Origin of the sequence: Streptomyces sp. NPDC012825 (assembly GCF_042900925.1) — a bacterium.
GTDB lineage: Bacteria > Actinomycetota > Actinomycetes > Streptomycetales > Streptomycetaceae > Streptomyces.
In genome coordinates this window covers 117,375-131,339 of record NZ_JBIBBZ010000005.1, presented here as the reverse complement: position 1 = coordinate 131,339, position 13,965 = coordinate 117,375, and the positions used below count along the sequence as shown (strand labels likewise).

12 protein-coding genes are annotated in these 13,965 nt (G+C 72.2%); 8 read left to right on the top strand and 4 right to left on the bottom strand.

What is annotated here, in order from left to right:
• Window positions 1-45: 45 nt before the first annotated feature.
• Window positions 46-1,275, bottom strand: a complete 1,230-nt coding sequence (locus ACFY7E_RS14140; protein WP_389484445.1) for a DUF349 domain-containing protein — start codon at window positions 1,273-1,275, stop codon at window positions 46-48.
• 201 nt (window positions 1,276-1,476) lie between these two features.
• Window positions 1,477-2,274: a peptidylprolyl isomerase gene (locus ACFY7E_RS14135; protein WP_389484443.1), complete on the bottom strand. Its 798-nt coding sequence runs from the start codon at window positions 2,272-2,274 to the stop codon at window positions 1,477-1,479.
• Window positions 2,275-2,437: 163 nt separating this feature from the next.
• On the opposite strand from ACFY7E_RS14135, the gene ACFY7E_RS14130 reads away from it, so the two are divergent.
• The 4 genes from ACFY7E_RS14130 (at window position 2,438) to ACFY7E_RS14115 (ending at window position 6,565) form a co-directional block, all read left to right on the top strand.
• A complete protein-coding gene (locus ACFY7E_RS14130; RefSeq protein ID WP_389484441.1) occupies window positions 2,438-3,145 on the top strand; it encodes an MBL fold metallo-hydrolase in 708 nt (235 codons plus the stop codon).
• A gap of 8 nt (window positions 3,146-3,153) precedes the next feature.
• Window positions 3,154-4,416: a histidine--tRNA ligase gene (gene hisS / locus ACFY7E_RS14125; protein ID WP_389484438.1), complete on the top strand. Its 1,263-nt coding sequence runs from the start codon at window positions 3,154-3,156 to the stop codon at window positions 4,414-4,416.
• Window positions 4,417-4,552: 136 nt separating this feature from the next.
• Entirely contained in the window at window positions 4,553-5,164 is a 612-nt protein-coding gene (locus tag ACFY7E_RS14120) for a vitamin K epoxide reductase family protein (RefSeq protein ID WP_389484436.1), read from the top strand.
• 42 nt (window positions 5,165-5,206) lie between these two features.
• Window positions 5,207-6,565, top strand: a complete 1,359-nt coding sequence (locus tag ACFY7E_RS14115) for a replication-associated recombination protein A (protein ID WP_383441283.1) — start codon at window positions 5,207-5,209, stop codon at window positions 6,563-6,565.
• 5 nt (window positions 6,566-6,570) lie between these two features.
• Here the strand turns inward: ACFY7E_RS14115 and ACFY7E_RS14110 are convergent, their stop codons facing one another.
• Window positions 6,571-7,266, bottom strand: coding sequence for a DUF2470 domain-containing protein (locus ACFY7E_RS14110; protein ID WP_389484434.1), 696 nt, complete (start codon window positions 7,264-7,266; stop codon window positions 6,571-6,573).
• A 206-nt stretch (window positions 7,267-7,472) separates the two neighbouring features.
• On the opposite strand from ACFY7E_RS14110, the gene rpsD reads away from it, so the two are divergent.
• The gene (gene rpsD, locus ACFY7E_RS14105; RefSeq protein WP_030214918.1) at window positions 7,473-8,087 is read left to right on the top strand and encodes a 30S ribosomal protein S4; all 615 of its coding nucleotides are present in this window, start codon (window positions 7,473-7,475) and stop codon (window positions 8,085-8,087) included.
• A gap of 28 nt (window positions 8,088-8,115) precedes the next feature.
• Here the strand turns inward: rpsD and ACFY7E_RS14100 are convergent, their stop codons facing one another.
• Entirely contained in the window at window positions 8,116-10,341 is a 2,226-nt protein-coding gene (locus tag ACFY7E_RS14100) for an ATP-binding protein (RefSeq protein WP_389484431.1), read from the bottom strand.
• Window positions 10,342-10,497: 156 nt separating this feature from the next.
• Here ACFY7E_RS14100 and ACFY7E_RS14095 point away from each other — a divergent pair, with 156 nt between their 5' ends.
• From ACFY7E_RS14095 to alaS, 3 genes are read left to right on the top strand one after another with little or no spacing between them, the layout of a single operon-like run.
• The gene (locus tag ACFY7E_RS14095; protein WP_383441289.1) at window positions 10,498-10,935 is read left to right on the top strand and encodes a DUF948 domain-containing protein; all 438 of its coding nucleotides are present in this window, start codon (window positions 10,498-10,500) and stop codon (window positions 10,933-10,935) included.
• A 6-nt stretch (window positions 10,936-10,941) separates the two neighbouring features.
• On the top strand, window positions 10,942-11,295 hold the full coding sequence (locus tag ACFY7E_RS14090; RefSeq protein ID WP_389484429.1) for a DUF6167 family protein: 354 nt from the start codon (window positions 10,942-10,944) through the stop codon (window positions 11,293-11,295).
• Entirely contained in the window at window positions 11,295-13,964 is a 2,670-nt protein-coding gene (alaS, locus tag ACFY7E_RS14085) for an alanine--tRNA ligase (protein ID WP_389484427.1), read from the top strand. The genes ACFY7E_RS14090 and alaS overlap by 1 nt, the downstream gene beginning before the upstream one ends.
• The last annotated feature ends 1 nt before the right edge of the window (window position 13,965 follow it).

Genomic DNA, 13,965 nt, shown 5'->3' with positions numbered 1-13,965 from the left:
CGGTACCTGCGTACCGGGGCCGCCCTCCTGCGCGTACGGACGGGATCAGCCGCCGAACTCCTCCAGACCCTTCAGGGCCTGGTCGAGCAGGGCCTGGCGGCCCTCCAGCTCGCGCGAGAGCTTGTCGGCCCTGGCGTCGTTGCCGGCGGCGCGGGCCGCGTCGATCTGCTTGCGCAGCTTCTCGACCGCGTCCTGGAGCTGGCCGGTCAGACCCGCGGCACGCGCGCGCGCCTCCGGGTTCGTCCGGCGCCACTCGGCCTCCTCGGCCTCCTGGATCGCCCGCTCCACCGCGTGCATCCGGCCCTCGACCTTGGGACGGGCGTCGCGCGGCACGTGGCCGACGGCCTCCCACCGCTCGTTGAGGGAGCGGAAGGCCGCGCGGGCCGCCTTCAGGTCCGTCACCGGGACGAGCTTCTCGGCCTCGGCCGCGAGCTCCTCCTTCACCTTGAGGTTCTCGCCCTGCTCCGCGTCCCGCTCGGCGAAGACCTCGCCGCGCGCCGCGAAGAAGACGTCCTGGGCGCCGCGGAAGCGGTTCCACAGGTCGTCCTCGTGCTCGCGCTGGGCGCGGCCGGCCGCCTTCCACTCCGTCATCAGCTCGCGGTAGCGGGCCGCCGTGGTCCCCCAGTCGGTGGAGCCCGAAAGCGACTCCGCCTCCGCGACCAGGCGCTCCTTCGCCTTGCGGGCGTCCTCGCGCTGCGCGTCCAGGGACGCGAAGTGGGCCTTGCGGCGCTTCGAGAACGCCGAGCGGGCGTGCGAGAAGCGGTGCCACAGCTCGTCGTCGGACTTGCGGTCGAGCCGGGGGAGGCCCTTCCAGGTGTCCACGAGCGCCCGCAGCCGCTCGCCCGCCGAGCGCCACTGCTCGCTCTGGGCCAGCTCCTCGGCCTCCGTGACGAGCTTCTCCTTGGCGGCGCGCGCCTCGTCGGCCTGCTTCGCCTTCTGGACCCGGCGCTCCTCGCGGCGCGACTCGACCGTCTCGACGAGCTTGTCCAGCCGGGCGGAGAGCGCGGCCAGGTCGCCGACGACGTGGTGCTCGTCGACCTGGTGCCGGATGTGCTCGATCGCCGCGGTGGCGTCCTTCGCCGAGAGGTCGGTGGTCCTCACCCGCTTCTCGAGGAGGCCGATCTCGACCACCAGGCCCTCGTACTTGCGCTCGAAGTAGGCCAGGGCCTCTTCGGGGGTGCCGGCCTGCCACGATCCGACGACCTGCTCACCCTCGGCCGTCCGCACGTACACGGTGCCCGTCTCGTCGACGCGGCCCCACGGGTCGCTGCTCACAGCGCCTCCTCACCATGATGCCGTCGCGGGGTCGTACCCCCCGGGCATCGTCCACAGTTTCCCGGCGGGCCTCGCCCGCCTTCCGCAGCGCGGCCGACGGCCCACGCTGCACACCGCCAATCTAGGCGAACCGCGGCCCGGCTGTCCGCACTCAGCGCGACCGAGATTCGACGGTCGGCCCGCCGGTGCGGACGCGCGGGCTCACTTCTTCGTGACGGTGGCCTTCTCGATGGTCACGGCCTTCTTCGGGGCGCCGTCCGTGGCGCCGCCCTCGACACCGGCCGCGCCGACCTCCTGGACCGTCTTGAGGCCGGCCGCGTCGATCTTCCCGAAGGGGGTGTAGGTCGGCGGCAGCTTGGTGTCCTTGTAGACGAGGAAGAACTGCGAGCCGCCGGTGCCCGGCTGCCCGGTGTTGGCCATGGCCACGGTGCCGACCGGGAAGGTCACCGTGCCGTCCGCGCCCGCCTTGCCGAGGGCGTCCAGGTTCTCGTCCGGAATGGTGTAGCCGGGGCCGCCCGTGCCGGTGCCCTCGGGGTCGCCGCACTGGAGCACGAAGATGCCCTGCGTGGTGAGCCGGTGGCACTTGCTCCCGTCGAAGTACTTCTTGTCGGCGAGGTGCTTGAAGGAGTTCACCGTGCGCGGGGTCTTCGACGCGTCCATGGTGACCGTGATGTCGCCCTCGTTGGTCTTGAGCGCCATGGCGTACGAGGCCTTCCGGTCCACGGCGAGCTTCGGCTCCGGGTTCGCGGACCCCTGGGAGGGCGAGGGGGTCGGGGTGGTGGGCGCGTCGCCCGCCGCGCTGTCCGAGCCCTTCTTGGAGCCGTCCGACAGTGCCACCGAGGCGTACACGGCGCCGCCCGAGGCCAGCACCACCGCGAGGACGGCCGCGACGACGGTGTTGCGGCGCTTGTCCTTGCGGCGCTTCTCCTCCCGCCGCTCCTGCTGCCGTACGTACTTCTCCCTGGCAAGCTGCCGCCGCCGCTGATCGCTGCTGACCACCGGTCCGCTCCTTGTCGCTCGTCTGTTCCTGTCCTGGCCGGATGTGCCCGTACCGTATACGGGTTGGCTGTGGAACCGGCACCGCCGGTAGGCTCTGATCTGCTGAATCCCGTCATTCCCGTGATTTCCGCGCCCCCGTGCCGGACGACATCCAAGGACAAACGTGCTGATTGCCGGGTTCCCCGCCGGCGCCTGGGGCACCAACTGCTACCTGGTCGCCCCCGCCGCGGGCGAGGAGTGCGTGATCGTCGACCCCGGCCACCAGGCCGCCCAGGGGGTCGAGGAGACGCTGAAGAAGCACCGGCTCAAGCCCGTCGCCGTCGTCCTCACCCACGGACACATCGACCACGTCGCCTCCGTCGTCCCGGTGTGCGGCGCCCACGACGTCCCCGCGTGGATCCACCCGTCCGACCGCTACATGATGAGCGACCCGGAGAAGGCCCTCGGCCGCTCCATCGGGATGCCCCTCATGGGCGAGCTGACGGTGGGAGAGCCCGACGACGTGCGCGAGCTCGCCGACGGATCCGCGCTGAAGCTCGCCGGTCTGGAGTTCTCCGTCGCCCACGCGCCCGGCCATACCAAGGGGTCGGTGACCTTCCGGATGCCCGAGACCACGGAGGTCCCCTCCGTGTTCTTCTCCGGGGATCTGCTGTTCGCCGGCTCCGTCGGACGCACCGACCTGCCCGGCGGTGACATGGACGAGATGCTCGGATCGCTGGCCCGCGTGTGCCTGCCCCTCGACAACTCGACCGTGGTGCTGTCGGGACACGGTCCCCAGACGACCATCGGCCAGGAGCGCGCCACCAACCCCTACCTCAGGCAGGTGGCCTCCGGCCTCGGGAGCCCCGACGCTCCCCGACGAGGAATGTGACGACTCACGTGAGCACCTTCAAGGCCCCCAAGGGCACGTACGACCTCATCCCGCCCGTCTCGGCGACCTACCTCGCGGTCCGCGAGGCCATCGCGGCCCCCCTGCGCCGCTCCGGCTACGGCTACGTCGAGACCCCCGGCTTCGAGGACGTGAACCTCTTCGCCCGCGGCGTCGGCGAGTCCACCGACATCGTGACCAAGGAGATGTACGCCTTCGAGACCAAGGGCGGCGACCGGCTCGCCCTGCGCCCCGAGGGCACCGCCTCCGTGCTCCGCGCCGCCCTGGAGGCCAACCTCCACAAGCAGGGCAACCTGCCGGTCAAGCTCTGGTACTCCGGCTCGTACTACCGCTACGAGCGCCCGCAGAAGGGCCGCTACCGCCACTTCTCGCAGGTCGGCGCCGAGGCGATCGGCTCCGAGGACCCGGCGCTCGACGCCGAGCTGATCATCCTGGCCGACGAGGCCTACCGCTCCCTCGGCCTGCGGAACTTCCGCATCCTGCTGAACTCGCTCGGCGACAAGGAGTGCCGTCCCGTCTACCGGGAGGCCCTCCAGGACTTCCTGCGCGGGCTCGACCTCGACGAGGACACCCTGCGCCGCGCCGAGATCAACCCGCTGCGCGTCCTCGACGACAAGCGCGAGTCCGTGCAGAAGCAGCTCGTCGGCGCCCCGCTCCTGCGCGACCACCTGTGCGACGCGTGCAAGGCGTACCACGAGGAGGTGCGCTCCCTGATCACCGCGGCGGGCGTGGTCTTCGAGGACGACGACAAGCTGGTGCGCGGCCTGGACTACTACACCCGCACCACCTTCGAGTTCGTCCACGACGGCCTCGGCTCGCAGTCGGCGGTCGGCGGCGGCGGGCGCTACGACGGCCTCTCCGAGATGATCGGCGGCCCCGCGCTGCCGTCCGTCGGCTGGGCGCTCGGCGTGGACCGCACGGTCCTCGCCCTGGAGGCCGAGGGCGTCGAGCTCGACCTGCCCTCCGCCACCAGCGTCTTCGCCGTCGCCCTCGGCGAGGAGGCCCGCCGGATCCTCTTCGGCAAGGTCACCGAGCTGCGCAGGGCCGGGATCGCCGCGGACTTCTCCTTCGGCGGCAAGGGCCTCAAGGGCTCCATGAAGGACGCCAACCGCTCCGGTGCCCGTCTCGCCCTCGTCGCCGGCGAGCGCGACCTCGCCGAAGGCGTGGTCCAGCTCAAGGACATGGAGTCCGGCGAGCAGCGGGCGGTCGCCCTGGACGACCTCCTGGACGCGGTACGGGCCCAGCTGGCCTGACCCCCGGCCGTACGCGGGAGGGACCCGGTGCGCGCGAGCGGCCGGGTCCCTTCCTTATGTCCATCGAACGGTGGACGGGGGCCTCCGTACGGCAGAATGACCGTGCCCAGCAGCCCGCGAGCGATGGATCGGAAACATGACGGAAGCAGTGGTGGACGACCCGGCACGCGGCACGATCGGAGCGAGCCGTGCCTTCTCCTGGCTCCTGGTGATCACGGGCGCGGCCGGCCTGCTCGCCGCCTGGATCATCACGATCGACAAGTTCAAGCTCCTGGAGGACCCCGGCTTCACCCCCGGGTGCAGCCTGAACCCGGTCGTCTCCTGCGGCAACATCATGAAGAGCGAGCAGGCCTCGGTCTTCGGCTTCCCCAACCCGATGATCGGCCTCGTCGCGTACGGCATGGTGATCGCGATCGGCGCCGGCCTGCTCGCCGGCGCCCGCTACCGCCGCTGGTACTGGCTCGGCCTCAACGCCGGCACCCTCCTCGGCGTCGTCTTCTGCGCCTGGCTCACCTACCAGTCGCTGTACGAGATCAACTCGCTGTGCCTGTGGTGCTGCCTGGCCTGGGTCGGGACCATCGTCATGTTCTGGTACGTCACCTCGCACAACGTGCGCCACGGCGTGATCCCCGCCCCCGCGTGGCTGAGGACCTTCTTCGGCGAGTTCACCTGGGTCCTGCCCGTCCTGCACGTCGGGATCATCGGCATGCTGATCCTGACCCGCTGGTGGGACTTCTGGACGAGCTGATCCCAGCGGCGTTGTCGGCGGCGTGACCTAGGCTTCATGGACGTGGAGCCCGATCTCTTTACCGCAGCCGCCGAAGACCGCCAGGAGAAGGACCCGTCCAGCAGCCCGCTGGCCGTCCGGATGCGCCCCCGCACCCTCGACGAGGTGGTGGGGCAGCGGCACCTGCTCAAGCCCGGCTCGCCGCTGCGCCGCCTCGTGGGGGACGGCGACGGCGGCCCCGCCGGCGCCTCCTCCGTGATCCTCTGGGGCCCGCCAGGCATCGGGAAGACCACCCTGGCGTACGTCGTCTCGAAGGCCACGAACAAGCGGTTCGTGGAACTGTCCGCGATCACCGCGGGCGTCAAGGAGGTCCGGGCCGTCATCGACGGGGCCCGGCGCGCCGTGGGCGGCTACGGCAAGGAGACCGTCCTCTTCCTCGACGAGATCCACCGCTTCTCCAAGGCCCAGCAGGACTCCCTCCTGCCGGCCGTCGAGAACCGCTGGGTGACGCTGATCGCCGCCACCACCGAGAACCCCTACTTCTCGGTGATCTCCCCGCTCCTCTCCCGCTCGCTGCTCCTCACCCTGGAGCCGCTGACCGACGAGGACCTGAAGGGCCTGCTCGCCCGGGCGCTCACGGAGGAGCGGGGACTCGGCGGGGCCGTGACCCTGCCGGAGGACGCCGAGTCCCACCTTCTCCGGGTCGCGGGCGGGGACGCCCGCCGCGCCCTGACCGCCCTGGAGGCCGCCGCCGGCGCGGCGATCGCCAAGGGGGAGGCGGAGATCACCCTCCAGACGGTCGAGGAGACCGTCGACCGGGCCGCCGTGAAGTACGACCGGGACGGCGACCAGCACTACGACGTGGCCAGCGCCCTCATCAAGTCCATCCGGGGCTCGGACGTGGACGCGGCCCTGCACTACCTGGCGCGGATGATCGAGGCGGGGGAGGACCCGCGCTTCATCGCGCGGCGCCTGATGATCTCCGCGAGCGAGGACATCGGCCTCGCCGATCCGAACGCCCTGCCGATCGCCGTGGCCGCCGCCCAGGCCGTCGCCATGATCGGCTTCCCCGAGGCGGCGCTGACCCTGAGCCACGCCACCATCGCCCTGGCCCTGGCCCCGAAGTCGAACGCGGCGACGACAGCGATCGGCGCCGCCCTCGCGGACGTCCGGGGCGGCCTCGCGGGCCCGGTCCCGGCGCACCTGCGCGACGGCCACTACAAGGGCGCGGCCAAGCTCGGCCACGCGCAGGGCTACGTCTACCCGCACGACGTGCCGGACGGCATCGCGGCCCAGCAGTACGCCCCGGACGCGATCCACGGCCGCCGGTACTACGAGCCCACCCGTCACGGCGGAGAGGCGAGGTACGCGGACGTGGTGGAGTGGACGCGGACGCGGCTGAAGGGCGACGAGCAGCGGTAGCGCGCTCAGGCGCGGGCGGCCTCGAAGAGCCGGTGCATCTCGCGGCGCAGCTCCGAGACCTCCCGCACCGGCTCGGGGAAGTCGAAGCGGGCGTCGAAGCAGTCTCCGGGACCCGCGCTGAAGCGGACCCGCAGGCCGAAGCGGTCGAGGGCGAGCGGGGCCACGTCCCGGGTGGGGACGAGGGCGGCCGAGCGCTCGCCGAGCAGCGAGGCCAGCTCCCGCAGCCGGTCGCCGTGCGCCGCCGCCAGGTGCTGGAGCAGCTCCGTCTCGTGGGCGTGCAGCGGATCGGGCGCGGCGGCGGCGAACTCCTCGGCGTCGATCCCGGCGGTTCCCCACAGGTCGTCCACGCGCGCCTCCCCGACCTCCAGGCGCAGCATCATGCGGCCCCTCTCGGCGACGCCCGGCAGACAGGTGAGCCAGCCGGAGACCCAGGCGCGGCCCCGGATGCGGTGGGGGACGGAGACGGGGGCCACGTCCGTGAGCTCCAGGACGACCGGCAGCTCGTCGTCCTGGGCGTGCGTGGCGGCCCGTACCGGCGGGGCGTCGGCGGGGTAGAGCAGGAAGATCTCGCCGTCGGGCCCCACGGCCCGCGCCTCGGGCGCGAGCTGCTCGGGCCGGTGCCCCTCGGCCCCGGGAATCAGCAGCACGCCGGAGCATGTACTCTGTACGAGAGTTCGTGTGCGCTCGGCTGCTGACGGCATCCGCGCGATTTCAAGTCCGCTGGGACGCGGCTGACCATGAGCTGATCGGACCTCCGTCGTATCGATGCCATCCAGGGCTTCATCCATGGATTGGGCGTCGTTCTTTGTGTTGCCGTCCGTGATGCGCGTGGTGTTCCCCGGGCGAGACATGCGATCTCCTTGAGTAAGGTGAGCCTAACCTAACCTACAACGGAGGTCTGGAGAACGTGCCTAACCAGTCGCGTCCCAAGGTCAAGAAGTCCCGTGCGCTCGGTATCGCGCTGACGCCGAAGGCCGTCAAGTACTTCGAGGCCCGCCCGTACCCGCCGGGCGAGCACGGCCGTGGTCGCAAGCAGAACTCGGACTACAAGGTCCGTCTGCTCGAGAAGCAGCGTCTGCGCGCCCAGTACGACATCAGCGAGCGCCAGATGGCCCGCGCCTACGACCGCGCCAAGAAGGCCGAGGGCAAGACGGGCGAGGCGCTGGTCGTCGAGCTCGAGCGTCGCCTCGACGCCCTGGTCCTGCGTTCGGGCATCGCCCGCACCATCTACCAGGCCCGCCAGATGGTCGTCCACGGCCACATCCAGGTCAACGGCCAGAAGGTCGACAAGCCGTCCTTCCGCGTCCGTCCGGACGACGTCGTCATGGTCCGCGAGCGCAGCCGCACCAAGCCGCTGTTCGAGGTCGCCCGCGAGGGTGGCTTCGCCGCCGACGGCGAGACCCCCCGCTACCTCCAGGTCAACCTGAAGGCGCTGGCGTTCCGCCTCGACCGCGATCCGAACCGCAAGGAGATCCCGGTCATCTGCGACGAGCAGCTGGTCGTCGAATACTACGCCCGCTGACGCAGGCGCGGTACCACCCACGCGGTGTTCAGCCCGCCGCTTCCCCGCCCTTTCCGGTGGGGGAGCCGGCGGGCTTCCGCGTTCCCGGGACCTCCGCCGACCGGCCCGTACGGAACGGGCGCGGCGCCGCCGGACCGCCCGTGGCCGGATCCCGGCGCCCGGCGAGCGCACGCTCCACCGCCGCGTCCGGCGAGAGCCTCCGGCCCTCCCGGAACGCCTCCTCGTACGCCCGCGCGCCCAGCGCCTCGCGCGCCCGCCCCTCGCACAGCACCCTCGGGCCGTCGAACGACTTCGAACCGAAGAGCCGGACGCCCACCGTGTCCCACATCGGCACCGCCGCCCCCTGGAGCACCGCCGCCTCCGCCGGATCCCCCTCGCCCACCGTCACCAGCGCGAGCAGCTCGATCGCCAGGACGAGCCCCACCAGATCGTGGAAGGCGTGGTTGATCGAGACGCACGCGGTCAGCAGCTCCCGCGCCTCCCCGTACGCGTCCCGGGTCCACGCCGCGTACGCCAGGACGTAGAGGGCGTACGCCCGCGTCCACAGCTCCCCGCGCTCCTCGCAGACCTCCCGGACCTCCCGGCAGAGGGCGACCGCCCCCTCCAGATCGCCCCGGAAGGCCCGCGCCATCGCCACCTCGACCCGGCCCATCAGCACGTTGCTGTTCAGCTCGCCCAGCTCCCGGTAGGAGTCGAGCGCCCGCCCGATCAGCTCCTCCGCGCGCGCCGGGTCGTCCGTGAGCAGCGCCAGACAGCCCATCCGGTGCGTCGCGTACGCCTCCGCCAGCGCGTTCCCCGAGGACCCGGCCCGCTCCCCGCACTCGTGGAGCGCCGCCACCGCCGCCGTGCCGTCCCCCTGGAGGACCGCCACGTACCCGAGCACCCACAGCGCCTTCAACCGCGCCTCCCGGTGCCCGGATTCGAGCCCGAGCGCCCGGTCCAGCCAGTACCGGCCCTCCGAGAGGCGCCCGCAGCCCGCCCAGGCGAACCAGAGCGTGCCCGCCAGGTGCTGGGCCAGGTGCGCGTCCTCCGGAAGCTCCAGGCACAGCTCCAGGGCGGCCCGCAGATCGGGCAGCGCCGCGTCCGTGCGCGCCGCCACCTCCGCCTGACGCGGACTGAACCACTCCAGCTCGCACCAGGTGGCCAGGCCCATGTACCAGTCGCGGTGCCGGCGCCGCATCCGCTCCGTGTCGCCGAGCGCCGCCAGCCACTCCGCCCCGTACGCGGCGACCGTGCCCAGCATCCGGTAGGCGGGGCCCGCCGGCGTGTCCTCCCGCGAGACGAGCGACTGCGCGAGCAACTCCCCGAGCAGGTCCAGGATCCGCTCCGGCGGCAGCTCGGGGCCCCCGCACACGTACTCCACCGCCTCCAGGTCGAAGGGCCCGGCGAACACCGAGAGCCGCGCCCACAGCAGCCGCTCCCGCGGCGTGCACAGCTCGTGGCTCCAGCCGATCGCCGTCCGCAGCGCCCGGTGGCGGGGGAGCGCCCCGCGCTCGCCGTCCGAGAGGAGCCGGAAGCGGTCGTCGAGCCGGTGCAGCACCTGCTCGGGGGAGAGCAGGGGGAGCCGTCCGGCGGCCAGTTCGAGGGCGAGCGGAATCCCGTCGAGCCGACGGCACAACTCCCGCACCACTTCCGGCACTTCGGGGCACGTGCGATCGGGACCCGCGACCCCGCCCGCACCGCACGGGTCCGTGGGGGCGCCCGCCGGCGTGTCCCGGGAGACCGGCGCGCCCGCCTCCGCCGCCCTTTCCGCGAGGAGCGCCACCGCGTCCGCCTCGCCCATCGGCGCCAGCGGGAACACCGTCTCGCCCGCCACCCGCAGGGGCCTGCGCCCGGTCGCGAGGACGGTGAGGCCGGGCGCGCGCGCGAGCAGCTCCCGCACCAGCGGGGCGCAGCTCTCCACCAGGTGCTCGAAGCCGTCGAGCACCAGCAGGACGTGCCGCTCCGCGAGGTGCTCCACCAGCGCCTCGCGCGGCGGCCTCGGCGTGTGGTCCGTGAGGCCGAGCGCCTCGGCCAGGGCGTGCGCCACCAGATCCGGGTCGCGCAGCGGCGCCAGATCGGCGAGCCGCACCCCGTCGCCGTGGTGTCTCCGCGCCTCGGCCGCCGTCCGCAGCGCGAGCCGCGTCTTGCCGACCCCGCCCACCCCCACGACCGTGACCAGGCGGGACGTTCCGAGGAGCGCCGCCAGCGCCGCCCGCTCGGCGGCCCGTCCGACGAACCGGTTCAGCTCCGCCGGGAGATTGCTCCGTCGCATGGGACACGGAGCGTACTCACCCGCCCGCACCGCGTACAACCGAATCCTGTGACGGGTGCCTCGCACGCGGTTATGCGGTACGGCACAACAGCCCGGGCGCGATAGGGTCGGGGGACGACTTTCACAAGGCCCAACGACAGCAGAGAGCGGTGCAGCGTGACCGGTGGAGAGGTTGCCGGGATCCTGGTGGCCGTCTTCTGGGCGATCCTCGTCTCCTTCCTCGCCGTGGCGCTGGCGAGGCTGGCGCAGACGCTCAGGGCGACCACCAAGCTCGTGGCGGACGTGACGGAGCAGGCCGTTCCCCTGCTCGCCGAGGCCTCCGCGACCGTGCGTTCGGCGCAGACCCAGCTCGACCGGGTCGACGCCATCGCCTCGGACGTCCAGGAGGTCACCTCCAACGCCTCCGCGCTCTCCACCACCGTCGCCTCCACCTTCGGCGGCCCGCTCGTCAAGGTGGCCGCCTTCGGCTACGGCGTGCGACGGGCGCTCGGCCGGAGCCGGGACGGGCAGGACGCGCCGCGCGCCTCCGCGCGCCGCACCGTGATCGTCGGCCGTACCGTGCCGTCCACGCGACGCCGGAAGCAGAAGGGCTGAGCCGTCATGTTCCGCCGCACGTTCTGGTTCACGGCCGGCGCAGCCGCCGGCGTGTGGGCCACCACCAAGGTCAACCGGAAGCTGAAGCAGCTGACCCCCGAGAGCCTCGCGGCCCAGGCCGCGAACAAGGCCGTCGAAGCCGGCCACCGGCTCAAGGACTTCGCCCTCGACGTGAGGGCGGGCATGGTCCAGCGGGAGGCCGAACTGGGGGAGGCGCTCGGGCTCGACGCCGCCGCCGACCCGGCCGCCGCACAGGGCCGGGAGTTTCCGGAGCCCCGCCGCGGGACCGGGCTCGGTCCCGCCGCGCCCTCGTACTTCACCCTTCCCACGAGTTCGTACAACCGGAATGAGGACCACTGATGGAGTCGGCTGAAATCCGCCGCCGCTGGCTGAGCTTCTTCGAGGAGCGCGGGCACACCGTCGTCCCTTCGGCGTCGCTCATCGCGGACGACCCGACTCTGCTCCTCGTCCCCGCCGGCATGGTGCCCTTCAAGCCCTACTTCCTGGGCGAGGTCAAGCCGCCCTTCTCGCGCGCCTCCAGCGTGCAGAAGTGCGTGCGCACCCCCGACATCGAAGAGGTCGGCAAGACCACCCGCCACGGCACGTTCTTCCAGATGTGCGGCAACTTCTCCTTCGGCGACTACTTCAAGGAAGGCGCCATCAAGCTCGCCTGGGAGCTGCTGACCACCCCGGTGGAGCACGGCGGCTACGGGCTCGAGCCGGAGAAGCTCTGGATCACCGTCTACCAGGAGGACGACGAGGCCGAGCAGATCTGGCGCGACGTCGTCGGCGTCCCCGCCGAGCGCATCCAGCGCCTCGGCAAGAAGGACAACTACTGGTCCATGGGCGTCCCCGGCCCCTGCGGCCCCTGCTCCGAGATCAACTACGACCGCGGCCCCGAGTTCGGCGTCGAGGGCGGCCCGGCCGTCAACGACGAGCGGTACGTGGAGATCTGGAACCTGGTCTTCATGCAGTACGAGCGCGGTGAGGGCTCCGGCAAGGAGGACTTCCCGATCCTCGGCGAGCTGCCGTCGAAGAACATCGACACGGGCCTCGGCCTGGAGCGCCTGGCGATGATCCTCCAGGGCGTCCAGAACATGTACGAGACGGACACCCTCAAGGTCGTCATCGACAAGGCCACCGAGCTGACCGGCGTCCGGTACGGCGCGGACCACGAGAGCGACGTCTCGCTGCGCGTGGTCGCCGACCACATGCGCACCTCCGTCATGCTCATCGGCGACGGCGTCACCCCCGGCAACGAGGGCCGCGGCTACGTGCTGCGCCGCATCATGCGCCGCGCCGTCCGCAACATGCGCCTGCTCGGCGCCACCGGCCCGGTCGTCCAGGAGCTCGTCGACACCGTGATCGGGACGATGGGCGAGCAGTACCCGGAGCTGGTCACCGACCGCAAGCGCATCGAGACGGTCGCCCTCGCCGAGGAGGCCGCCTTCCTGAAGGCCCTCAAGGGCGGCACCAACATCCTCGACACCGCCGTCACCGAGACCAGGGCCTCCGGCGGCACGGTCCTCTCCGGCGACAAGGCGTTCCTGCTCCACGACACCTGGGGCTTCCCGATCGACCTCACCCTGGAGATGGCCGCCGAACAGGGCCTCTCCGTGGACGAGGACGGCTTCCGCCGTCTGATGAAGGAGCAGCGGGACCGGGCCAAGGCCGACGCCAAGGCCAAGAAGACCGGCCACGCCGACATGACCGCGTACCGGGAGATCGCCGACGTCGGCGGCGCCACGCGGTTCACCGGCTACACCAACACCGAGGGCGAGACCACCGTCGTCGGCCTCCTCGTCAACGGCGTCCCCTCGCCGGCCGCCACCGAGGGCGACGAGGTCGAGGTCGTCCTCGACCGTACCCCGTTCTACGCCGAGGGCGGCGGCCAGATCGCCGACCAGGGCCGGATCAAGCTGCACAGCGGCGCCGTCATCGACGTCCGCGACGTGCAGCAGCCGGTCCCCGGCGTCTCGGTGCACAAGGGCTCCGTGCAGGTCGGCGAGGTGACCGTGGGCGCCACCGCCTACGCCGCCATCGACGTGCGCCGCCGCCGGGCCATCGCCCGAGCCCACTCGGCCACCCACCTCACCCACCAGGCCCTGCGCGACGCCCTCGGCCCGACGGCCGCCCAGGCCGGTTCCGAGAACCAGCCCGGCCGCTTCCGCTTCGACTTCGGCTCGCCGAACGCCGTCCCCGGCGCCGTCCTCACCGACGTCGAGCAGAAGATCAACGAGGTCCTCGCGCGCGAGCTGGAGGTCCACGCCGAGGTCATGCCGATCGACGAGGCCAAGCGCCAGGGCGCCATCGCCGAGTTCGGCGAGAAGTACGGCGAGCAGGTCCGCGTCGTCACCATCGGCGACTTCTCCAAGGAGCTGTGCGGTGGCACCCACGTCCACAACACCGCCCAGCTCGGTCTGGTGAAGCTGCTCGGCGAGTCCTCCATCGGCTCCGGCGTGCGCCGCATCGAGGCCCTCGTCGGCGTCGACGCGTACAACTTCCTCGCCAAGGAGCACACGGTCGTCGCCCAGCTCCAGGAGCTGGTCAAGGGCCGTCCGGAGGAGCTGCCGGAGAAGATCTCCGCCATGCTCGGCAAGCTGAAGGACGCCGAGAAGGAGATCGAGAAGTTCCGCGCGGAGAAGGTCCTCCAGGCCGCGGCCGGCCTCGTCGAGTCCGCCCGCGACGTGCGCGGCGTCGCCCTGGTCACCGGGCAGGTCCCGGACGGCACCACCGCCGACGACCTGCGCAGGCTGGTCCTCGACGTGCGCGGCCGGATCTCCGGCGGCCGCCCGGCCGTCGTCGCCCTGTTCACCACGGTCAACGGCAAGCCGCTGACGGTCATCGCCACCAACGAGGCCGCCCGCGAGCGCGGCCTCAAGGCCGGCGAGCTGGTCCGCACGGCCGCCAAGACCCTCGGCGGCGGTGGCGGCGGCAAGCCGGACGTCGCCCAGGGCGGCGGCCAGAACCCGCAGGCCGTCGGCGAGGCCGTCGCCGCCGTCGAGCGCCTCGTGGGGGAGACGGCGTGAC